General features: G+C 66.2%; 21 protein-coding genes and 1 pseudogene. 13 read left to right on the top strand and 9 right to left on the bottom strand.

Annotated elements, in window-relative coordinates; all coding sequences use genetic code 11:
- Positions 1-8: 8 nt before the first annotated feature.
- Complete coding sequence (speB, locus tag KZ498_RS14810) at positions 9-812, bottom strand: agmatinase (protein ID WP_312619793.1); 804 nt, start codon at positions 810-812, stop codon at positions 9-11.
- A 2-nt stretch (positions 813-814) separates the two neighbouring features.
- On the bottom strand, positions 815-1,195 hold the full coding sequence (locus KZ498_RS14805) for a translation initiation factor IF-5A (RefSeq protein WP_004515075.1): 381 nt from the start codon (positions 1,193-1,195) through the stop codon (positions 815-817).
- 202 nt (positions 1,196-1,397) lie between these two features.
- On the opposite strand from KZ498_RS14805, the gene KZ498_RS14800 reads away from it, so the two are divergent.
- From KZ498_RS14800 to KZ498_RS14785, 4 genes are read left to right on the top strand one after another with little or no spacing between them, the layout of a single operon-like run.
- Positions 1,398-2,036, top strand: coding sequence for an HAD family hydrolase (locus KZ498_RS14800; RefSeq protein WP_312619778.1), 639 nt, complete (start codon positions 1,398-1,400; stop codon positions 2,034-2,036).
- Positions 2,030-2,953: a CobD/CbiB family cobalamin biosynthesis protein gene (locus KZ498_RS14795; protein WP_312619777.1), complete on the top strand. Its 924-nt coding sequence runs from the start codon at positions 2,030-2,032 to the stop codon at positions 2,951-2,953. Before KZ498_RS14800 ends, KZ498_RS14795 begins: the two co-directional genes overlap by 7 nt.
- Positions 2,944-3,747: an adenosylcobinamide-GDP ribazoletransferase gene (gene cobS / locus KZ498_RS14790; RefSeq protein ID WP_312619776.1), complete on the top strand. Its 804-nt coding sequence runs from the start codon at positions 2,944-2,946 to the stop codon at positions 3,745-3,747. Before KZ498_RS14795 ends, cobS begins: the two co-directional genes overlap by 10 nt.
- A complete protein-coding gene (locus KZ498_RS14785) occupies positions 3,747-4,286 on the top strand; it encodes an NTP transferase domain-containing protein (protein WP_312620152.1) in 540 nt (179 codons plus the stop codon). The genes cobS and KZ498_RS14785 overlap by 1 nt, the downstream gene beginning before the upstream one ends.
- 47 nt (positions 4,287-4,333) lie before the next feature.
- Here the strand turns inward: KZ498_RS14785 and KZ498_RS14780 are convergent, their stop codons facing one another.
- Positions 4,334-5,707 (bottom strand): hypothetical protein, encoded by a 1,374-nt coding sequence (locus KZ498_RS14780; RefSeq protein WP_312619775.1) that lies wholly within the window; start codon positions 5,705-5,707, stop codon positions 4,334-4,336.
- Between the two features lie 305 nt (positions 5,708-6,012).
- Between KZ498_RS14780 and KZ498_RS14775 the strand changes: the two genes are divergently transcribed.
- From KZ498_RS14775 to KZ498_RS14765, 3 genes are all read left to right on the top strand, one after another.
- Entirely contained in the window at positions 6,013-7,068 is a 1,056-nt protein-coding gene (locus tag KZ498_RS14775) for a threonine-phosphate decarboxylase (protein ID WP_312619773.1), read from the top strand.
- The gene (locus KZ498_RS14770) at positions 7,061-7,777 is read left to right on the top strand and encodes an adenosylcobinamide amidohydrolase (protein ID WP_312619772.1); all 717 of its coding nucleotides are present in this window, start codon (positions 7,061-7,063) and stop codon (positions 7,775-7,777) included. Before KZ498_RS14775 ends, KZ498_RS14770 begins: the two co-directional genes overlap by 8 nt.
- Positions 7,778-7,846: 69 nt before the next feature.
- Positions 7,847-8,497: a cob(I)yrinic acid a,c-diamide adenosyltransferase gene (locus KZ498_RS14765; protein ID WP_312619771.1), complete on the top strand. Its 651-nt coding sequence runs from the start codon at positions 7,847-7,849 to the stop codon at positions 8,495-8,497.
- A gap of 22 nt (positions 8,498-8,519) precedes the next feature.
- Here KZ498_RS14765 and KZ498_RS14760 read toward each other — a convergent pair whose 3' ends face one another.
- Positions 8,520-8,789, bottom strand: a complete 270-nt coding sequence (locus KZ498_RS14760; protein WP_312619770.1) for a hypothetical protein — start codon at positions 8,787-8,789, stop codon at positions 8,520-8,522.
- 74 nt (positions 8,790-8,863) lie between these two features.
- On the opposite strand from KZ498_RS14760, the gene KZ498_RS14755 reads away from it, so the two are divergent.
- From KZ498_RS14755 to KZ498_RS14745, 3 genes are read left to right on the top strand one after another with little or no spacing between them, the layout of a single operon-like run.
- Positions 8,864-10,342: a cobyric acid synthase gene (locus KZ498_RS14755; RefSeq protein ID WP_312619769.1), complete on the top strand. Its 1,479-nt coding sequence runs from the start codon at positions 8,864-8,866 to the stop codon at positions 10,340-10,342.
- 60 nt (positions 10,343-10,402) lie between these two features.
- Entirely contained in the window at positions 10,403-11,170 is a 768-nt protein-coding gene (locus tag KZ498_RS14750) for an AAA family ATPase (RefSeq protein ID WP_312619768.1), read from the top strand.
- Positions 11,167-11,727 (top strand): hypothetical protein, encoded by a 561-nt coding sequence (locus KZ498_RS14745; RefSeq protein ID WP_312619767.1) that lies wholly within the window; start codon positions 11,167-11,169, stop codon positions 11,725-11,727. Before KZ498_RS14750 ends, KZ498_RS14745 begins: the two co-directional genes overlap by 4 nt.
- 125 nt (positions 11,728-11,852) lie before the next feature.
- Here the strand turns inward: KZ498_RS14745 and KZ498_RS14740 are convergent, their stop codons facing one another.
- The 3 genes from KZ498_RS14740 to KZ498_RS14730 form a co-directional block, all read right to left on the bottom strand.
- On the bottom strand, positions 11,853-12,086 hold the full coding sequence (locus KZ498_RS14740) for an HTH domain-containing protein (RefSeq protein WP_312619766.1): 234 nt from the start codon (positions 12,084-12,086) through the stop codon (positions 11,853-11,855).
- A 307-nt stretch (positions 12,087-12,393) separates the two neighbouring features.
- A complete protein-coding gene (locus KZ498_RS14735; protein ID WP_312619765.1) occupies positions 12,394-13,209 on the bottom strand; it encodes a MarR family transcriptional regulator in 816 nt (271 codons plus the stop codon).
- A 59-nt stretch (positions 13,210-13,268) separates the two neighbouring features.
- Positions 13,269-14,867 (bottom strand): FAD-binding domain-containing protein, encoded by a 1,599-nt coding sequence (locus KZ498_RS14730; RefSeq protein ID WP_312619764.1) that lies wholly within the window; start codon positions 14,865-14,867, stop codon positions 13,269-13,271.
- A 261-nt stretch (positions 14,868-15,128) separates the two neighbouring features.
- Here KZ498_RS14730 and KZ498_RS14725 point away from each other — a divergent pair, with 261 nt between their 5' ends.
- The 3 genes from KZ498_RS14725 to KZ498_RS14715 all read left to right on the top strand — a co-directional run bounded on the left by KZ498_RS14725 (position 15,129) and on the right by KZ498_RS14715 (position 16,516).
- A complete protein-coding gene (locus KZ498_RS14725; protein ID WP_312619763.1) occupies positions 15,129-15,548 on the top strand; it encodes a CBS domain-containing protein in 420 nt (139 codons plus the stop codon).
- 6 nt (positions 15,549-15,554) lie between these two features.
- The gene (locus KZ498_RS14720; protein ID WP_312619762.1) at positions 15,555-15,797 is read left to right on the top strand and encodes an amphi-Trp domain-containing protein; all 243 of its coding nucleotides are present in this window, start codon (positions 15,555-15,557) and stop codon (positions 15,795-15,797) included.
- 206 nt (positions 15,798-16,003) lie between these two features.
- Positions 16,004-16,516, top strand: a complete 513-nt coding sequence (locus KZ498_RS14715) for a hypothetical protein (protein WP_312619761.1) — start codon at positions 16,004-16,006, stop codon at positions 16,514-16,516.
- 746 nt (positions 16,517-17,262) lie between these two features.
- Here KZ498_RS14715 and KZ498_RS14710 read toward each other — a convergent pair.
- On the bottom strand, positions 17,263-18,681 hold the full coding sequence (locus KZ498_RS14710) for an MATE family efflux transporter (RefSeq protein WP_312619760.1): 1,419 nt from the start codon (positions 18,679-18,681) through the stop codon (positions 17,263-17,265).
- A 1,504-nt stretch (positions 18,682-20,185) separates the two neighbouring features.
- Positions 20,186-20,569, bottom strand: a pseudogene (locus tag KZ498_RS24710) (ACT domain-containing protein).
- Between the last annotated feature and the right edge of the window lie 165 nt (positions 20,570-20,734).

The following is a 20,734-nucleotide window of genomic DNA, read 5'->3' as shown; positions in this document are numbered from 1 at the left end:
ATTTCGAGTCAGCTCTCGGCCGCGTGGGCGAACACGAACGCCCGGAGGAGTTTCGCGGCCAGCGTCGCCGCCTGGCCGTCGTCGCGGTCGTTGACCTCGACCACGTCGAAGCCCACGGCCTGCGGTGCGACGGCTCGGACTACATCGCGCAGTTCTCGCGGGGCGAGGCCGAACGGCTCCGGCGTCCCGGTTCCCGGCGCGAACCCGGGGTCCGCGGCGTCGATGTCGACGGAGAGGTACACCCGTTCGTCCTCGAACGCGGGCGTCCAGTCGGCCACGTCCTCGGGTGGGACGGCGGTCACGTCGTCGGCGGCGGCGCGGTCCCACTCGGCTTCCGACCCGGTCCGTGCGCCCAGCACGACCGCTTCGTCGGCCACCGAGAGCGCGTGGTGGGCTACCGTGGCGTGGGAGTACTCGTCGCCGGCGTAGGACTCGCGCAGGTCCAGATGCGCGTCCAGACAGACGAACACGTCGGGGTCCAGGGCGCGCACGCCGGCGACGGAGACGGTGTGTTCGCCGCCGACGACGAGCGGGACGGCTCCCTCGCTCTCGAAATCCGAGAGGGTGCCCTGGAGGTAGGTTAGGTACTCGGCGACGTCGGCCGTGGGACCGATGTCACCGTGGTCGTAGACGGAACAGTCGGTGAAGTGCTGGCCGGTGCGGTGGTCGTAATCGTCGAACCCCTGACAGAACTGGCGGACGCGGCGCGGGCCGAAGCGCGCCCCGGGGCGAAACGACGTCGACGCGTCCAGCGGTGCGCCGACGAGCGCGTAGTCGGCCGCCCCGCGGTCGGCCCCCGCACCGGGCAACATCGTTACGAGCGTGTGATCTTGCGCTGTTCCTCGTACTGGAGGTACTCGATTTCGTCGTCGGGCTGGAGGTCGATGTCCTCGGGGACGCGCATCGTGAACGTGTCGTAGGTGTCGAGGTCCATGACCTGAGCGTCGTTGCCGTCGGTGGAGACGACCTGGCCCTGCTTCCGGTTGACGATCGGGACCCAGACCTTCGCGTCGACGGGCTGGGACAGCGAGCGCTTCTTGCCGTCGAAGACGCCCTTGGCGTCGATTCGGGCCTTGGCGCTGCCGTGCTTGCCCGGCTTGGCCGTGCTGTAGGAGTTGATCTTACACGGCGTGTCCTCGATCATGACGTAGCTTCCCTCGTCGAGCTCTCGAACTTCGGTCTGCTCTCTTGCCATACCGCCGGATTACCCCTGTTTGGGTATAAACGGTTTGGAATGACGCAAGCCAGGCCCGTCGCGACTGCACCGCTATAGCTGGGTCCGACCGGAGCGGCTGGGTCTCCGCCGACCCGCAGTCCACCGACGGCGGTACCGCGTGACACTACGGGTCCCGAGTCCACCCCCACAGTTCAAGTGAGCTTGCACTAACCACACGGGTGTGGCACTCTCGTTCGACCTGTTCGGGACGCTCGTGGCGGCAGACCGGCCGTCGGAGCCGTGGGACGCCGTCGCGGAGGCGCTTTCGGCCCGGTCGGTTCGGGTGCCGGCCGACTGGGAGGACGCCTACCGCTCGGCCCACCGCGACTACGACCGCGGGCGCGAAGCGCCGCTGGACGAGCACGTTCGACTGGCGCTTGCCAGCCGCGGAGTCGAGGTCACCGAGGCGACGGCAACCGAGGCCGTTCTCGATGCGTTCGACGGCCCGGTAGCGGTCCGCGACGGGGCTATCGAGGCGCTAGACGCCGCGGCACAGCGGGGCCCGGTCGCTATCTGTTCGAACTGCAGCGTCCCGGGGCTGGTCGAGCGAACGCTGGAACAAGCGGCCATCGAGACCCGCAGCGGCCACGCCTTCGATGCCGTCGTCACCAGCGTCGACTGCGGCTGGCGGAAACCGCATCCGAATATCTTCGAGGCGACCGCCGACGCGCTCGGCGTGGCGCTCGCCGACCTCGTTCACGTCGGCGACGACGCCCGGACGGACGGCGGTGCGGGTCGCGCGGGCGCACAGTCGGTTCTGCTGGACGACCATCCGCTGCCGGCGATAGCCGAGCAACTCCGGGAGGGAGCGCTGTGCTGAGCGCGCTGGCCGTGGCCGTCGCCGGCGGGCTGGAACTCGCAATCGGTGAACCGCCGACCCGGTTTCACCCCGTCGCGTGGTTCGGGCGGCTCGTCGGGACCGTCGACCGCGAATGGGACCATCCGCTCGCAGTCGGGGGCCTCGCCGCAGTGTTGTTGCCGCTCGGAGCCGCCACGGCGGTCGGCACAGCAGTCGCGCTCGCGGCCGGCCGCGCACCGCTGGCCGCCGTCGCGCTCGCCGGCCTCGCGCTGTTCCTGACCACGAGCCTCCGGGACCTACTTGCGACTGCTCGGGGCGTCATCGCTGACACCGAGACCGACCTCACGGCTGCTCGGGACGGACTGCTCGCGCTCGCCGGCCGCGACGCGGGCGCGCTCTCCGCGAGTGAGGTCCGGAGCGCCGCCGTCGAGAGCGCGTCGGAGAACCTCGCCGACGGACTCGTCGCGTCGCTGGCCGCGTTTGTCCTGGGCGGGCTCGTCGCCGCGGGCGTCGGCCTTCCGCCGCTTCCCGTCGCGGCCGGGACGGCGGCGTGGGTCAAGGCCGTCAACACGATGGATTCGATGCTGGGCTACCGCTCGAAACGCGTCGGGACGCCCGCGGCGCGGCTCGACGACGCCGTGATGTGGCTCCCGGCACGGGTGAGCGCGCTCCTGCTCGCGCTCGCGTGTGGGTCGCCCCGGGCACTGGTCCGCGCACAGGACTGGCTGGACGGCGTCCCCTCGCCGAACTCGGGGTGGCCGATGGGGACGGCCGCCGCGGCGCTCGACGTTCGACTCGAAAAGCCGGGCGTGTACGTCCTGAACCCCGCGGGACGCCTCCCCGACGCGGCGACGGCCCAGCGCAGCGTGACGCGGGTCGGCGTCGCCGGCGTAGGTGCGTACCTGCTCTCCGGACTGGGGGTGCTCGCGTGGTTCTGACCGCGGTCCGGGGGGCGCTCGGGTTCCTCTCGCGGCTCCCGGTCGGGCAGAGCGAGCGGGCGTGGGACGCCTTCGTCGGGACGCCTGCGGCGTTCCCGCTGGCCGGCTACGTGGTCGGCGGCCTCGTCGCGCTCCCCTACCTCGCCGCCGGCCTGCTCCCGGACCCGGTAATCGCCGCGGCGTATCTCGGGAGCGTCGTCCTCGTCACCGGCGTCAATCACGCCGACGGCCTCGCGGACCTCGGGGACGCGGCTGTCGTCCACGGCGACCCCGCGGAGCGCCGCGACGTGATGCGGGACACGACCGTCGGCGTCGGGGCGGTCCTCGCGCTGGGGACCGTGCTCCTCGCGCTGGCGCTGGCCGCGCTGGCCGTGGCCGGACTCCCGCCGCTGGTCGCCGTCGCGCTGGTCCTCGCCGCCGAGGTGGGGGCGAAGCTCGCGATGGCGACGCTGGCCTGCGTCGGCCGCCCGAGCCACGAGGGGTTCGGGTCGACAGTCATCGACGGGACCGGCCCACGGCAGCTTCTCGCCTCGCTCGCCGTCGCGCTCCCGGCCGCCGTCGTCGCCGTTCCGGCGACCGCGCTCGCAGTTCTCACCGGTCCGCTGCTCGCCCGTGGCCTCTCGGGCTGGGCCGACCGCCGACTGGACGGCGTCGGCGGCGACGCCTTCGGCGCGGCCAACGAACTAGCACGCGCCGCCGCGCTCCACGTCGGCGTCGCCGCGTGGTCGCTGTTCGGTGACGTCTGGTCGGTGCCGCTCGGTGACGTGGGGGTGCTCGCATGGACGCTCTGGTGATGTGTGGCGGGCGTGGGACACGCCTCGACGCCGAGACCGAAAAGCCGCTCTTTCGGGTCGGCGGCGTGCCGATGGTCGACCGTGTCGTGGGCGCTCTCCGAGATAGTTCCGTCGAGGGAATTGTCGCCGCAACGTCGCCCAACGCGCCGGACACGCGGTCGCATCTGGACGTTCCCTGCATCGAGACGCCGGGTGAGGGGTACGTCACGGACCTCGATGCGGCGCTGGCTGACGACCGGCTCTCACGGCCGGTGCTGACCGTCGCCGCGGACCTGCCGCTGCTCGACGGTGAGATGGTTGACCGCGTGCTCGGCGAGCACGACGGGGGCTCGCTGACGGTCCTGGTCCCGGCCTCGCTGAAGCGCAGGCTCGGCGTAAGCGACGACACGACGTTCGAAGAAGGTGGCCGAACCGTCGCGCCGACGGGCGTCAACGTCGTCGGCGACGGCCCCGACGACGCCTGGCTCACGCGGGACCGACGCGTCGCCGTCAACGTCAACAGGCTCGCCGACGCGCGCGTGGCAGCGCAGTGGCTCTGACTGGCTGCTGTCACGGAAGGCGGCTGGCTACCGCCGCGAGCGGCCCGTCACTCGCCGTCGGGTTCGGACTCCTGCTCGTCCGGCCGCTCGGAATCCGCTGACCCGTCGAAGAAGTTACTGAGCGAGTCACGGAACTCGGTGAGCTCCTGGACGTCCGACCGGATGCTGCGCAGGTCGTCACGCATCGCGTGGACTTCCTCCGCTAGCTCTGCCGTCTGGTCGTCCACAGCACCGACTGTCTCGCGGACCGCTTCGAGTTCGTCCCCGACCTCGGTCACCTGCTCGGTGAGCCGTTCGATATCGTCTGAATGTGTCTCGACGACCGCCTGCTGGTCCGCCAGGTCGTCGTCGATACGTTCGACGCTGTCGCTGACGCGGTCGTCGATGTCCTCGAGTTCCGCTTCTAACGTGGTGCGGGCCTCGTCGAGGCGCTGATCCAGATCGTCCGTCTTCCGGTGGAGGTCTTCCGTGGCCGTCCGGTGTGCCGCCTCGACGGAGTCTACGTCCTCCTGGACGGACTCCAGACGCCCTTCGAGGTCTTCGAGGTCCCCCTCCATCCGCTCCATGAACTCGGGGGCTGTCCCGTGGTCGTCGATGAGTTCCTCCAGCGCGGTCGTGTAGGCCGCGAACTCGTCGACGCGGGCACTGAGCCAATCGATTCGGGCGTCGACACTCCGCCGAGTCGTCTCCCCTCGTTCGCTCCCGCCGGTGCGCTCCCCCTCTGGCTCGCTTCGGTCCGACGACGGCGCGGACTCCGGTGGTTCGGCTCGGTCCGGGCCCAGGACCGGTTCGGTCTCGTCGGTGGCTGTCGACCCGTCGCGGCCGTCGTCGGCGGTCTGTGTGCTCTCGGCCCCACCGTCCTCGTCGTCGACCTTCCTGACAGCTCTTTTGACACCGGTCGATGACGCGACGTCGTCACCCCACTGTATCGCCGTCCCCGGGCTGGACCCGGAGGCCGTCGTTTCGCCGGTCGGAATGGGCGCCGATGCGTCCGAACGGTCGTCCGCAGGTCCACCAGTGGGGTCGCCGCCGTCGGTGTGAGCGATACCCGACCGCGGTAGCTCGGCGGACTCCACGTCACGGATCTCGGGTGGCCCGAGCTCCACTTCCTCGACCGACTCGGCCAGTTTGATGCCGTAGTCGACGGTGACCGAGTCGCCCTCGACGGTCTGTTTAATAGACGCCCGCTCGGTCGTGATGTCTCCGCCTTCCAGTTCCTGGTCGCGTCTGAACCCGGCCGTCTCGACCGGTAATGACTCCGGAAAGTCATCGACGAGGTGGACCAACACACTCGTCGTACCGATCGACTCGATCTGGACACTGCCGATTATCCACCCGTCTCTACACGTGAGATTCCGTTTCACGAGAACGCCGGCCTCTGAAACAGACACCTCCCCGTCCTGAATTGTTACGTTTTCCATTTCACTTCCCCCAAAAGTACGTATTAACTGAACATATATAAATGCCAATAGTTACTTCTGTATTTGATAATAATCCTGAGTAACGGAGCGTTGTTCGATGCTGTATCCGTCGGGTTCAACGGGCTAAAGCGGCGTTTCCGGCGCCCAATAGATAGAGTGTCTATAATTCAGCCTGAAATTAACTATCGGAAAATCACTGCCTGCGATTATCAGATGTTTCAACACGCATCCGGACGAGCGCCGCGGTCGAAACTGGCCACGTCACCGCGAAACTTTCTCCATACCGCCCGCCGTAGCCCCTGTCCATGGACCCAGACTCGGTCGAGGGCTTGCGGGCGAGCGGTGGCGAGGGGGCCGGCGACGCCATCGACCCGGACGGTCGCGTGCCACACGGCAGCAGCGACGACCCGGACCTGCTGGATTTCAGCGCGAACACGAACCCCCACGTCCCGCCGGACGCCGCGGCGACGTACCGGGACGCGTTCGAGACCGCCCGCTCGTACCCGTCGGACGACTACCCCGAATTCCGGGCGGCTGCAGCGTCCTTTGTCGACTGCGAGCCGGAGCAGGTGATACCCACGGCCGGGGGCCTCGAAGCCATACGTCTGGCGATTCAGACGACAGTCCGGGCGGACGACAGCGTGCTCGTCCCCTACCCCAGCTTCGGCGAGTACGCTCGCGAGGTCCGGCTCCAGGGCGGGACGCCGGAGTTCGTCCCACACGACGACCTGCTGAGCGCCGACCCGTCCGGCCACGCGCTCGCCGTCGTCTGCAACCCGAACAATCCGACTGGAGAGACAGCCGACCCGGCGGCGCTCCGGGCGTTCGCCGACGACTGTCTCGCCGCCGGAACGACGCTGCTGGTCGACGAGGCCTTTCTGGGGTTCACCGACGAGCGGTCGCTGGCGGGCCGGGAGGGAGTCGTCGTCGCCCGCTCGCTGACGAAACTGTTCGGCCTCCCCGGGGTCCGGATGGGGTACGCTGTCGGGACTGGCGACGCCAGGGACCGCCTCGCAACCGCACGGCGCGCCTGGTCGATGAGTGCGCCGGCCGCCGCGGTCGGCACACACTGCTACGACCAGACCGGGTTCGTCGCCGAGACGAAGGCCCGCGTCGCCGACGAGCGAGAACGGATGCGGGAACGGCTGGGGAACCGGTTCGACGTCGCCCCCTCGGCTGCCCCCTTCCTGCTGCTGTCGGTCGGCGACGACGAGTCCGTCGACGGGGTTCTGGCGGCGGCCCGCGAAGCGGGCGTCGCACTCCGGGACGCCCGGACGTTCCGCGGGCTCGACTCGCACATCCGCGTCGCCGTCAGGGACCCGTCGGAGAACGACCGGCTGCTGGACGCGCTGGATGTTTGAGACGACCGTTCGGGACGGCATCTGCCGGATTCGCCGCGATGGGGCGCGGTGGCTCTCGACGGCGTGGGACGGCGGCTATCGGACCGCGGACGCCGTCTACAACGTCACCGTGCCGGAGGGGTTCGAGCGGACCGACCTCGACGCCTACCGCGCCGAGCGGCTGTCCGCGGCTGGCTTCCCCGTCGGCCCGACGCTGCTCACCGGTGTTCACATGGAACACGCCCGCTGTGCCCGTTGCGGCCCGGTCTCGGTGCTGGCGACCGCGGGCCTCTCGAACCCCGCGGCGTTGCCGATGTCGGTGGAGGGAACATCGGGCGGTTCCGACGGGACCGCGTCGAAACCGGGGGACAGCCCTGACTGGCGGCCCGGCACGGTCAATCTCGTCGTCGGCGTCGACCGCGCACTGGACGACGGCACGCTGGCGACGCTGCTCGCCACGGCTGTCGAGGCGAAGGCCGCGACGCTGCTCGACGCAGCAGGCGTCCCCGGGACCACCTCGGATGCTGCCATCGTCGGCTGTGACCCGGCCGCCGAATCCGCACCGTTCGCCGGCAGCGCGACCGAACTCGGGGCCGCCGCCCGCGCCTGCGTTCGGGATGCTGTTCGGGCAAGCCTGGTCGCCCGGTACGACGGCGACGCCCTACCGACCGTCGAGGATGCAGCGTACGGCGTCGTCACCGACCGCGAGACCGACGTGTCCGAGCCGTGAAAGCGCCGTTTATCGCGCGGCGTTCCCAGATACCAAACGGCTAAACAGAATCCGGTCGAACGGGCTGACATGAGCGACAACACGGCCGGACCGACCGCCGAACCGATCAGTCCGAGCGCGCCCGAGGAGTTCGGGCTGGTGCAGGTCTGGTGGGGCGACGGCAAGGGCAAGACGACGGCGGCGCTGGGGATGGCGACCCGCGCCGTCGGCCACGGCTACCGGGTCCACCTCCTGCAGTTCATGAAAGGGGGGACCAGCACCGTCGAGGACGTGCGCGGGGAGTACAACGCCATCGCCGCCCTGCCGGGCTTCTCCTACGAGAACGCGGGCCACTACGGCTGGCACGGCTTCCTCGACGGGAGCGAGGACGACGAGCACGAGGCCCGCGCGAAGGGGGCGCTCGACCGCGCACGGGAGCTCGTACAGGCAAGCGCCGACGCCGACCTCTCGACGCCGCGAGATGCCGACGGCCCGCCGGAAGACGGCGTCAACATGCTCGTCTTCGACGAGATTCTCTACGCCGCGAACCGCGGGCTCGTCGACCCCGAGGACGTACTCGGGCTCATCGACGAAAAGCCCGAGGACCTGGAACTCGTCCTCACGGGCGGCCACGAGCGGCCCGAGTTCCTGACCGACCGCGCGGACCTCATCACAGAGGTCAAAAAGGAGAAACACCCAATCGAGGCCGGACAGGGTGCGCGGAAGGGGACGGAGTTCTGAGCGCGGCGTCCCAGACCGGTCCCTACCGCTCGGCAAGCAGGTCGTCGACAATCTCGCGGGCCGCCTCCACGTGGTCGTCGGCGAGGGCATCGTCAGTGCTGTCGACGTGTGACAGGATGTGGTCGACGGTGGCAAGCCGCTCGGCTAGCACGTCGTCGGGAAGGTCCCCCGCGGCGATGTCTTCGGCGACGGCCTCGGCCTCCCCGAGCCATCGGCTGGCCGTGCGTTCGACCGGCCGCGACCCGGTCTCCGCGAGGTGTTCGTGCAGGGCCTGGAGTCGCTCGTCGGTCACAGACAGGGGTCGGCGGGCCAGCGTAAAGAACCCCGCCGAACCACTGATAATCGAGGCGGCCCCAGCACTGCCTAATGGCCCACACGCTGCTGGTCGCGGGAACGGCGAGCCACGTCGGCAAGTCGACCGTCGCGGCAGGACTCTGTCGCTGCCTGGCCGACCGTGGCGTCTCGGTCGCGCCGTTCAAGGCCCAGAACATGAGCAACAACGCCCGGGCGACGCCCGGGGGCGAGGTCGGCGTCTCGCAGTACGTCCAGGCCCGCGCGGCCGGCGTCGCGCCCGCGACCGACCACAATCCGGTGCTACTGAAACCGCGGGGCGACGGCGAGTCGCAACTCGTTCTGGACGGCGAGGCGGTCGGGCACTTCGAGGCCCGCGGCTACTACGACGAGCACTGGGCGGACGCTCTAGACACCGCCCGCGCGGCCCACGACCGACTCGCACAGTCCCACGACGTAATCGTCGCCGAGGGCGCTGGCTCCATCGCCGAGATCAACCTCCACGACCGCGACCTGGCGAACGTCGAGACGGCGCGCTTTGCCGACGCCGACGTGATACTCGTCGCCGACATCGAGCGCGGCGGCGTGTTCGCGTCGCTCGTCGGGACGCTCGAACTCGTCCCCGAGGACATCCGGGACCAGGTGGCCGGCGCGGTCATAACGAAGTTCCGCGGCGACCAGTCGCTACTTGCCCCCGGCATCGAGGAGTTCGAGGACCGGACCGGCGTCCCCGTCCTCGGCGTGATTCCCCACGACGACCCCGGGTTGCCCGAGGAGGACAGCGTCGCGCTGCCGCCCGTCGGCGAGCGGTCCGTCGTCGGCGCTGACGACGGCGTGCCCGAGAGCGAGAGCGTCACCGTCGCGGTCCCGCGGCTCCCGCGCATCTCGAACTTCACCGATCTCCAGCCGCTCGCCCGCGAACCCGGCGTCAGGGTCGCGTACGTCCCGCCCGAGGCCGCCCTCGACGGCGCCGACGCGGTGGTCCTGCCGGGGAGCAAGAACACCGTCGACGACCTGCTGGCGCTTAGCGACGCCGGGTTCGGCGACCGTCTGCGGGCGTTCGACGGCCCCGTCGTCGGCCTCTGTGGCGGCTATCAGATGCTCGGCGAGGCGATCACGAACGCCGCGATCGAGGGGACCGGCGACGCGGACCGGGTGGACGGCCTGGGGCTGCTCCCGGTGACGACGGCGTTCAGCGAATCGAAGACGGTCGAGCACGTCCAGCGAGACCTCGACGGCGTCGGGCCGCTCGCCGGCGCAAGCGGGCTCGTCGAGGGATACGAGATCCACATGGGCGACTCGACGCTGACGGGTGCGGCGGCCCGCCCGTTCGACGGCGACGGGGCGGCGACCGACAGCGTGCTCGGGACCTACCTGCATGACCTCTTCGTCAACGACACTGCCAGAGATGCCTTCGTGCGAAACACGTTCGAGGCAGCCGGAGTCGACCCGCCAGCCGAAGACGGGAGAGAGAGCGCCGACCCGTACGAGCGAGCGGCGGGTCTCATCGCCGACCACGTCGACCTCGGACCGCTCGGACTGCCCGAACGGTGACGCTTTGATACTCGGATACATTCAAGAAATTTATATGCAGCTGGCTCGCAATATTCTCCAATGGTCGAAGTGTTCGCGGTCGCCAGTGGGAAAGGTGGGACTGGCAAGACGACGAGCACCGTCGCCCTCGGGATGGCGCTGTCCGACCGCTACGACGTGACGGTGGTCGACGCCGACACGGGCATGGCGAACCTCCTCTTTCACGCCGGCCTCTCCGGCGCCGAGACGACGCTGCACGACGTGCTAGCCGACGACGCGCCCGTCGGGGCGGCCGCGTACGACCGGTTCGGGCTCACAGTCGTCCCCTGTGGAACGAGCCTCGACGGTTTCAGGGACGCCGACCCGGACCGCCTCCGGGACGTGGTCGCGACGCTCGCGGCGGACACGGACGTTGTCCTCCTCGATTCGCCGCCGGCGCTGGACAGTCGCACCGCCGTCCTCCCGGTCGTGCTGGCCGACCGCGTCGTCGTCGTCCTCCAGCCGACTATCCCCGCTATCTCGGACGGGCTGAAGGTCCAGGAGTACGCGACGACCTACGGCACGGGCGTCGCCGGCCTCCTGTTCAACAAGGTCCGCGATTCCGAATCCATCGAGCAGGTCTCCGAGAAGACAGAACGGTACTTCGACGGGCCGACGCTGGCCGCGGTGCCCGAGAGCGAGCGGGCCCGCGAGGCGCGCCGTGCCGGCCGGCCGCTGCTGGCCCATGCGCCCGAGTGTGCGGCCGCGGACGCCTATCGAGGTGCCGCCGAGGCGCTCACGGTACAGGACGGAACGGCCGCCGACGCCGCCGACCGGTTCCGAAGCGCCGTCATCCCCGAGTCGTTATGAGGCTGCCCCGCGGCCGACTCGACAGGTCCCGCGTCGTCACGGACCCGCGGGACACCCTGGCCGACGTGCTCGACCGCGAACTGACCGGATACGCCGTCTTCGAGTCCCAGGAGACGCTGCTGCTTGACGGTGAGGGCCGGGGCGTCATCACGTTCACCGACGGCGTCCCCGTTCTGACCTACCACACCGGCACGGACCGGGGCGGCCCGCCAGCGCTCGCGGACCTCGCTGTCCCTGGGCCGTACCACGTCTCGCTGTACACGCTCGCCCCCGCCGACCTCGAATCTGCCCACGAGGCGGAGGACCTGCGGGTCCCACCGGGGATGCCCGCCGAGCGGCTGGGCGGCGACCCGGCACTGGCCGACAGCACGCGACGGGCCGCTCCCGACACGCGGCTCCCGTCAGCGGACCGCGACACGGCTGCGGCTGACGCCGAGGACGGACCCACGGAACAGAGTGCCGTCGAAGCGTTCCTCGACGATTCTGAGAAAATCGAGGCCATCAAACAACAGGCGCGCTCGGAGGCCCGCGAGCGCGCCCAGCAGTGGGAGTTGTAGGGCCGGTCACCGCCCGGGCAGAAATCCGATACGATGCGCTGGGCCGTCCGTCCGCGTGTTCCGGCCTCTCAGAGTGTCTGTAGCGACGGCCCGCCATTCCATCGAAATCGAGCCGCGGTGACGACTCAGTCCGTTCGCACGGGAATCCACCACACCCGCGACCGCCCCCCGACTTTCTTGCTCGTGATGTCGGTCTCTGCTTCGAGGTCGTGGAGTTTGTTCAGCGCGGTCCGGCGCGAACAGCCCAGCCTGTCCGCCACCTCTGACGCTGTGAGTGGCTCCGCGTAATCGCCTCGGTGTTTGAACACCTCGATAACGTCCGATTCAGTGTACTGGACCTCTCGCCCAGGCGGAGACATACTTCTGATATCGATTGGCACACACTTATACTGTCGGCTATTATTTCAATCTGCGCGAAAGTATAGAAACACTGGCCGGTGGTATGGGTCAGTGATATTCAACGCCGGAACGCCGGGGCAGCGAGATTTTACTGTTGCTGTTACAGCCCCTGTAACATGTTTTGGACCCGCGAACAGTTACAGCAAATAAGTATAGGCAACCGCAGGCAGTATCGTGGTTCGGGGATACGTCATCCCGCCCTCCAGCGAGTGCTGGACCGCCGACCAGCGCTCCCTTCGGCCCTTCCAACCTCGACCCTAAAGCGAGTCACCGGTTGCTTTCCTGCACCGACAGGACCGCCGCAAGCGGTTGTGACCGCGCCTTGTATCGGTCGAACACCGTTTCGGTCCACTGGTACACCGCCTCGGCGTCGGATTCGGCTAGGGCCCGGATGTTGTTCCGGTCGTCGTAGGCCGCCAGACAGACCCGCGAGCGGTCCAGCGCGAGGCCGATATCGAGCGGGCTCTCGTGGACGTACGTGTCGATGTTCTCGTGTTCGACGCTTCGTTCTAATGCCTCGGAGAAATCGGACGCGGACCGTTCGAGCACGCTGTGGTCGATGATGAACTCGATGTGGGTCCCCGTTTCGAGGAGCTCCGCCGCCACGTCGTTGAACACCGACGTCACGATGGGCGATATCGCCCGGACGTCGCCGTCGACCTCGTGGAGCCAGTCCGTGAACCGGTTGACCGCGGCCAGCGGGTTCTGCTCGGAACTCGTCGTGAGACACGCAGGGTCCAGCAGGTCCGCCGGGAGGTCCCCCGCAATGGAGCCGAGGTTGGCGGCCAGCGGCCCAGCCGCCCGTGCCCGCTCGATCTCGTCGACAAGCGCCCCGTACTGGTCGAACACCCTCTGGCCGGTCACCGTGAGCTGGTACTCGCCGTCCCGCTTGACCACCCACTGGCGCTCGGAGAAGCCCGCGAGTATCCGCTGGATCGTGGTCCGGGTCGCGTCCACCGAATCACACAGGTCCGTGGGCCGTGCCGGACCCTCCCGGAGCTGGGCCAGCACCGCGAACCGCTGTGGTGACCCGGTAAGGAACTGGCAGTCCTCGAAGGCGGTGTCGTCCGGACCCTCCGTCATTGCACACTCTTGTGTGGGCAACCATCTTAGCCTCTTTGGCGTGTGGCAGCACTGACCGCCTACTTGTCGCCGAACGAGCCGAGACTGGCCTGCCTTCCGCCGTCGTCCGCGCCGTCTGACGCGTCCGTCCCGTGTTCCGCGGCGATGCGTGCGGCGGCCTCGCGGCCGCCGGAAAAGGAAGCGCGGCGCGCGATGGCCGGGTCCCGCAGGGCGTCGGCCGCATCGGCACGGACCGCCTCGTACCGGCGGCGGAACGCCTGTCGGGCCGCGTCGTAGTCGACGACCGGGTGCGGGTAGTCCTCGCCGATGTCGACGCCACAGGACGCCTGCACGTGGACCGGCGTCCCCTCGGGCCGGTCGAGGTACTCGTCGGGGAGGGCCTCGAGTTCGGGCACCCATCGACGGACGAACTCGCCGTCCGGGTCCTGGTCGCGGACCTGCTTTCGGGGATTGTACAGCCTGAGCGTCGGCTTGCCGACCAGCCCGCACTGGGACTGCCACTGGGTGTAGTTGATCGCCGCCGAAGCGTCGATGAGGTGGTGGTAAAACCAGTCCGCGCCGATCCGCCAGGGCTGCTGGAGCAGGTGGTAGTACACCGAGGCACACATCGCCCGCATCCGGAAGTTGAGCCAGCCCGTCGCTCTGAGACACCGCATCGAGGCGTCGACCATCGGAAACCCGGTCCGCCCGCGCTTCCAGGCGGCCACCAGGTCAGGGTCGTACTGTTCCGCATTGAACCCCTCTAACACCGGGTTCACCGCCGTGTCGAGCCACCCGGGCCAGTCTTCGAGCTTCTGCTCGTAGTGTTTGTTCCAGAACAGCCGCGAGACGAACAGCTCCTTCCCGCGGCCGTCGGGCGCGTGCTCGTCGATGTACTGGATGACCTGGCGCACAGAGAGACAGCCGAAGGCGAGATACGGCGAGAGCCCGCTGGTCCCGTCTCGCGCGTCCGCCGGCGCGGAGATGTTCCCCGGGTAGTCGTCAATCCGCTCGGCGAACGCCGACAGCCGCTCTCTCGCGCGGCCGGTCCCGCCGCGGGGCACCTCGGATTTCGACGGTGTGACGCCGTAGTGGTCCTCGATGGTGCCGATGTCGACACCGCTGTCGAAGCTCCGGGAGGTGACCGCTGTCGGGTCCCAGTCGTGCGGGTCGGCGGAGAACCACGCCGACACGTCGTCCTGCCACCCGTCGCGGGTATCGGCTCGGTCGCGGACCAGCCCGTCGCCGTCGACGAAGGTGACGTCGCACTGCTCCCGCACGCGACGGTCCCGCTCGCGGCCGTAGCGGCCCGTCGGCACGGCCATCGTCACGACGTCCCAGCCGGCCTCGCGGAACCGCTCCAGCACGTCCACCGGGTCCCCGTGAGCGTAGGTAAGGCCACGACCGGTCGCGGTGTGGTACTGGTCCGAGAGGTCGGCCAGACAGTCGTGCAGGAACCGGATGCGGGAGTCACAGGCCAGGCCGTCCGCGCCGTAGAACGCCGGGTCGAACACGAACAGCGGGAGCACGTACTCGGCCGCCGCGGCGCTTGCAACCGCGGCCTGGTCGCGAACCCGCAGGTGTTCGCGATGCCAGACGACCGTTCCCGATTCGTCGTCGAGCGTCGGAATCGCGTCTCCCCGTGGTATGAGCGTGTCGTCAGACTCCAGTCCCGGCATACGCGCCTATTGAGTCACCGTTGGACCACAGACACCACTGTCTTTCGGCTTTCAAACCCACGCCGTTCGGGACCATCGTACGACCGTATCAAAAGGGCCCGGGCTGGTACCGAACTGAGTGAAACAGTATTCTCGTAGTGATAACACGACGGCCGGTGTACGACCCGGCGCGTATTCAGGAGGTGTTGGAATTCCTATAATGTGAGAATAATAACAATCTATACTGCTATTTCCAGCGCAGGTTTTGATGGGTGAGTTCCAATGCCAATCGAAAACCTTGCACGAAGCGATACCGTCAGCACTGCTCCCGAAACCCCTGTGACCGAACTTGCAGCGACCATGGATGCGGAAAACGTCGGGAGTGTCGTGATTACGGACGACGAGACACCCGTCGGAATCGTCACGGACCGGGACCTGACTGTTCGCGTCCTCGGAGCGGAGATCGACCCGGCCGGCCAGACTGCCGAAGACGTGATGACAGACGACCTCTGTACGGCCGAACCCGACGCCGGCTTCTACGAGGCAGCCACCCTGATGGCTGACCACGGAATCCGGCGGCTCCCCATCTGTGAGGGAGACACGCTCGTGGGAATCATCACCGCCGATGACATGACAGAACTGCTCGCCGACGAACACCAGCACCTCGGAGACATCATCAGGGGCCAGCGGCCCGAATACTGACTACCGATGCCAGAAGAACAACTGTTCAAAACTGAACACCAGGCGACGAGGACGGAAATCGCTGAGGCGTTACGGGATGCCGCCGCTCAGATCGAGTCCGGCGACGTCCAGTTATCGAGTGCCACTGCGGAACAGACCGTCGCTGTTCCGGACAGTCCCCGGTTCGAAGTCGAACTCGAACGACTCACAGATTCGGAAACCGGCGACCAGCGGTACGAACTCGAGTACGAGATACGGTGGACCGAGTAGGCTCCCGTTGCGGTGACCCCGTCCTCTACCCTCCCATGACCGTTCCAAGCAGTCGCCTTTCCGCAGTGACTGTGCAGGGCCCTCTATCTCGCCGTCAGTCCGTGCCCAGATGAGCAGCCGATGGTACTGTTATCAGATCAGGCAAGCGCCAGGGTCCACACGCGGCTATCAGAAGGATTACACCGCGTGACCCGTGCTAGTCGACAATGGAATTCGAGTCCACGCGCCGCCGCTTCATGCAACTCGCCGGAACGAGCGCGACAGTGTCGCTTGCCGGCTGTAACGCCCTCCAGGGAGGAGACAGCGACGGAACGGAAACGGGTACAGCACTGCAGAGCCAGACCGCGAGCGCGGAGCCCGCGACGGTGACGGTCGGCGTCGAACCTGACCAGGCACAGTTGCAGGAACGACAGCAGGAGATCCAGTCAGAACTGCAGGCGGGGAACCTCACGCAGAGCGAGGCACAGGCGGAGTACCGCACCGCACAGGAGAGCCTTATCGAAGACGCGATGACTGGCTTCGAGGAGCGCGCGACGTCTGACCTCGGTCTCACCATCGACGATTCTGTTTCCGAAGCGGGCGCGCTGTTGGTCACTGGCCCGCCGGCCGGCCTCATCGAGACGCTCTCGGTCGACAGCGTCACCGGCCTCTTCCCGCAAGCGACGTTCGAACGGATCCGGTCCCAGGTCCGGACCGAAACGCCGGGCGGGACGGAGTAACGGACGTACTGCCGCTTCAACCCTGGTTCGCTAGTTACAGGCAGTATGGCTTCTTTCAGACGATTCTAGCAGATCAAGACTGCGGCCACAATAAATGGATTATACGATTAAGCCACAAATCCATGCAGTCACTGGCCGTTCATTCATATATATGGCACCGAGAAACCGTACAGGCGACCGAGAAAAAGCCACTGAATCAAAATTCTACCTTCCCGGTGTGCCTCGTCCCCAGGCGGCACCTAGCCGGGTTGGGCAGTTCGTGCGGCGTCTGCTCCGCCAGCGGGGCACGTATCGGGTCCGCATCTCCCGCAAGGGTCAGTAGCCGTTCTCGGTGCGGCTGAAACCTCGACATAGCTGCGAACGAGTGAGGACTCGATTAAATCACGAACGACTCTTGTGGCTCCGGTCGTAGTTTGCTGGATTCTCGCTACAGTCCGTTTATCGGTCGAACCTAGCAGTTTAGCGTTGAAGAGGCAGTACGATCTATCTGCTGTTCTGTGACGAGAAGGGTGGTTGTCCTTCGACCGCGCGATGGTGTGCCGGCAACGGTCACCCCAATCAGAGACTGACGACCGACCGATCGCAGACAACGGGAAACGGATCAGTCAACCAGTACCGCCGACATCTGCATGCGAGTGCTGACTAGGCTCTTGTATATCGGTGTGCCTCTGTCTACTGGCGTCTGGAGGCCACTGCTGTTGAAAGCTATTGTCGGATTTTCGCCGTACAGGGATTGCTAGTGGCCGCTATTTTACCGCGTCTGTCTCCGGTCGGTACGAGCGGCTGACCACTTTCCAGGTGTTTGTCCGAAAGCGCAACCCATTGACCACCATCGGAATGCTCGACTCGGCAAGTAGCGCGAGTAGCAGCGCATTCCGTCCGAGCGATGTCACGGTGCCAAGCCACGCGATCGGCACTGCCACCAGATATAGCCCCGCGAGGGTGGCAACGAACGGCACACGTGTGTCACCGGCGCCGCGGAGCACACCCGTCACTGAGCCATCGATACCGAGCGCGACAGCGCTGACTGCAGCAACACGAATGAAGGTTGATGTCAACGGGACAGCCTCACCGTCGACGAACAGCGTTGCAACCGGAGTCGCGAAGACGATGACCACCGTTGCAGCCACGAGGTAGGTTACGAGCGAGAATTTCGTGATTTCGCGGCCATATGTCTCAGCAAGTGTTTCGTTTGCGGCGCCGAGGGCCTGGCCGGCAAGCGTTGAGGCTGCGATGGAGAACCCCCACGTGAAGCTGTTGAGCAAGTCTCGAATCTGCCGACCAACCCCGATAGCAGCTAGTGTCACTGCCCCGAACGACGACGCCACCGCAAGCAGTGGGAAGACAACCAGGCCCTGTGCAACCCGCCGGGCAACCAGCGGGGCCGAGACAGTCCAGAGTTGGCGCAGCAGCGACAGCGACGGGACTGGCCCAAGCCCGACTGGTACTGGACTGGCGCCTCGCCCAACATAGGAGCGTCCAGACAGGCCCCAGAGGAACACGACGGCAACTGTCCCGGTAGCGATGGTCGTTCCGAGTCCAGCGCCGAATACGCCGAGACCTGCCCCGAACACGAGTCCGGCACTTAGCACGACATTCAGCACCCCACCAGTCGCGCGGAGCGCCATAGGTGTGACAGTATCGCCAGCTCCGGCGTACGTCCGGGAGGCAACCAGGTTTATGCCTTCGAACAGAAGCCCCGGCGCGACAATAGCGAGGTACGTCGCGCCAAGCGCGGTCACACGCTGACCACTCCCGATAAGCGCTATGAGCCGGTCGGCGCCAAGGATAAACACGGGGACAACAACGAGCGCCAGCGCAATAGAGACAATTAGACTCGCGAGTACGACCGCTGCAGCCCGCTGCTCGTCATCACCGCCGTAGTTTTGCGATACCAGCGAGAGGGTCCCACCGGCCAGCCCGATAAATCCGAGTTTCGCGACCATCCAGAAAGCATTCGCAACCGTGAGACCAGCAACCGCATCGGCACCCACTGCGATCCCGACAATCGCCAGGTCAACCGTCCGCTTGGACATGATTGCGAACCCCGTCACGATACGAGGCCACGCGAGGTCAACCGTTTCCTTGAGCCGTGACCGCTGGATGACCCCGGCCCTGGCCAGGAAGCCGGCGAGTATTTCACCCAGCGCACGGAGTCGTCGCATGCCTGCGGTTCCGGCGCAAATAGTAAACCGGTGTTGCTCTGCAACGGTACAGTGCTGGTTGATGCAACGAGAACGTCAGCTCAAAGGTTCGACTTCAGTACACTCTCTACCAACTCTACAGTAATTCCCCGGTGACGAGGGTCTTGGACTATTTCGCGGTTCAAGACAAGCGTCGTGCCTCTCAGGAACCAGTGCCGTCGTCACCAACTCGTCCGAGATAGCAGGTTCGTCAGTGTCATCGACCGAGCTTTCTGACTCGATTTCTCTGGTCAAAGGTCTGTACTTCCTGCGGTCTTTTGCATATCGACCCCTGCCTCCGAATGGATCTCTCATATCAACAGAAGACGTGTCAGAGTTCGTGACGACTTGTAAGTGCTCATTCTTCAGCACGGTACAATCACGGTTTGAGCCTTCAGGAAGTACTTAGGCTCACCTGCAGATGGTAACGATATGAGTTGCTCTCCTTCCCTCACCCAGGCCCAACGTGCTGCCATTGCCACCGAGGCAGTCAAACACGTCAGGGCCCACCTCCATTCCCCGCGAGGAATCAAGAGACACCGACGCCGTTCGGACAGACAATGAATCACGCCCTCCGTCCGGTCTTGCTTGCCGCTGCAGATCTCGGTGTCGGCGGTCTGCTCTACCAGCAGGTCTCTGCGGCCCTTGGCGTCGTGCTGGTCATTGCTGGGATGTTGATACTGGCGAGGGTCCTGTACCAGGCGCTGAGCCATGGTGGCTCGGTGCTTTGGCGTCACGTCCAGAGAGCATCCCTCAGCAGGACCTAAGACGCGTGTCCAGCCATGTGGTCCTCTTTGCGATGGTTGCGTTCGTCTGGGCGATGGTGGCGTTCGCTGTAGGCCTTGACGCGAGCGGACGAGACCGCAATGGCGGCTTCTGGGCCGTTCTGACCTTGTTGACTGGTCTGTTTGGGGCCGTCCTCTACGGGCTGGTCGTTCTGACCACGAATGATCCGACTGACGATAGGGAGTCCGACGACGAAAGGGACTCGGGGCTGGTCCGTGTCTGTCCGGCTTGCTCGTCAAAGTGCGACACTGCGCAAAACTACTGCGGTGAGTGTGGGGCTGAACTGGGTCCCGAGGACGAATCCCCGGTCGGACGGCGGCTCAAAACCGGGTCAAAGCGTTACTGTAGCAACTGCAAGTCAGAGGTCAATCACACGGCGAGCGCCTGTCCGAGTTGCGGGGCCGTTTTCTAATTGGCATCAGCTGGAATTCTCTGAAGGAAGCGAGACTGTGGTGCTGTTTCTGCCTCCTGTATCGGTCACGCTATACTAAAAGAGAGTGAGTAGGTGGAAGAGCCACTGCTGGATACAGAGCACGGAGTTAGCATCTTGAGTAGCAGTTGGAGACCAGTGGTGGTTGCTCAGGACAGGGAAAGCACTGACCGGAGCGGCTACCTGCATTTCCGAGTGTTGTCACAATCGGGTACAAGACGGACAACAAGTCTGAGCTACACGTATCACAGTCCTCACTGACGACCGCTGTCAGTCGGTGACTGTACATCCCAAATTTTCGAGTCGGAGGACAGCAGCATCAAGGTCGTCTTCCTTGACAAACACATGGTCGGTTGAGTACGTAGAGATAACGAAAACAGAAATGTCTACCTCGGCAAGGGCTGACGCAACCGTCGCGAGGAAGCCAACGAGTTCGAATGGGAGATCCATCTCGAACGTCAGTCGCTTCCACCCGGACTCAACCTCGCTGGCATCAACGGCGTCGACATCATCCTGCTCGACGACTACCGTTGTCTATGTCTCGTCCTGAATTGTCGCAAATGCATCGGGATGATTGTGGTCGGTCCGGCAGACTGCATATGTGCCGTCCGCTACGCTGACTGCCCCGTTCTGGAGAAACTCGGTTGGGTCCATACGAGCGATGACTATACGATGGCCTAAAAAGTGTGTCACGAGCATCACAACCGTTCGGCGGTGCCTGGGAATCTTTCTCAGCTCCCTGGTTCCCATTCCGGCTAAGCAGTTGGTCCATGAGTAGAAGCGTGATATCGATGGAGGCCGAGTGCTGCATCGGCACAT

Source organism: Haloarcula sp. 1CSR25-25 (assembly GCF_032027985.1).
Classification (GTDB): Archaea; Halobacteriota; Halobacteria; order Halobacteriales; family Haloarculaceae; genus Haloarcula.
The sequence above is the reverse complement of the archived record's forward strand: the minus strand, read 5'-3'. Positions and strand labels throughout refer to the sequence as shown.

Bases quoted from the DNA above. Each gene is read 5' to 3' on its own strand.
- KZ498_RS14730 (WP_312619764.1), bottom strand. From the start codon at position 14,867: ATGCCGGGACTGGAGTCTGACGACACGCTCATACCACGGGGAGACGCG.
- KZ498_RS14710 (WP_312619760.1), bottom strand. From the start codon at position 18,681: ATGCGACGACTCCGTGCGCTGGGTGAAATACTCGCCGGCTTCCTGGCC.
- KZ498_RS14750 (WP_312619768.1), top strand. From the start codon at position 10,403: ATGGTCGAAGTGTTCGCGGTCGCCAGTGGGAAAGGTGGGACTGGCAAG.
- KZ498_RS14720 (WP_312619762.1), top strand. From the start codon at position 15,555: ATGCCAGAAGAACAACTGTTCAAAACTGAACACCAGGCGACGAGGACG.
- KZ498_RS14725 (WP_312619763.1), top strand. From the start codon at position 15,129: ATGCCAATCGAAAACCTTGCACGAAGCGATACCGTCAGCACTGCTCCC.
- KZ498_RS14785 (WP_312620152.1), top strand. From the start codon at position 3,747: ATGTGTGGCGGGCGTGGGACACGCCTCGACGCCGAGACCGAAAAGCCG.
- KZ498_RS14770 (WP_312619772.1), top strand. From the start codon at position 7,061: ATGTTTGAGACGACCGTTCGGGACGGCATCTGCCGGATTCGCCGCGAT.
- KZ498_RS14765 (WP_312619771.1), top strand. From the start codon at position 7,847: ATGAGCGACAACACGGCCGGACCGACCGCCGAACCGATCAGTCCGAGC.
- KZ498_RS14715 (WP_312619761.1), top strand. From the start codon at position 16,004: ATGGAATTCGAGTCCACGCGCCGCCGCTTCATGCAACTCGCCGGAACG.
- KZ498_RS14735 (WP_312619765.1), bottom strand. From the start codon at position 13,209: ATGACGGAGGGTCCGGACGACACCGCCTTCGAGGACTGCCAGTTCCTT.
- KZ498_RS14805 (WP_004515075.1), bottom strand. From the start codon at position 1,195: ATGGCAAGAGAGCAGACCGAAGTTCGAGAGCTCGACGAGGGAAGCTAC.
- speB (WP_312619793.1), bottom strand. From the start codon at position 812: ATGTTGCCCGGTGCGGGGGCCGACCGCGGGGCGGCCGACTACGCGCTC.
- KZ498_RS14755 (WP_312619769.1), top strand. From the start codon at position 8,864: ATGGCCCACACGCTGCTGGTCGCGGGAACGGCGAGCCACGTCGGCAAG.
- KZ498_RS14780 (WP_312619775.1), bottom strand. From the start codon at position 5,707: ATGGAAAACGTAACAATTCAGGACGGGGAGGTGTCTGTTTCAGAGGCC.
- KZ498_RS14745 (WP_312619767.1), top strand. From the start codon at position 11,167: ATGAGGCTGCCCCGCGGCCGACTCGACAGGTCCCGCGTCGTCACGGAC.
- KZ498_RS14740 (WP_312619766.1), bottom strand. From the start codon at position 12,086: ATGTCTCCGCCTGGGCGAGAGGTCCAGTACACTGAATCGGACGTTATC.
- KZ498_RS14775 (WP_312619773.1), top strand. From the start codon at position 6,013: ATGGACCCAGACTCGGTCGAGGGCTTGCGGGCGAGCGGTGGCGAGGGG.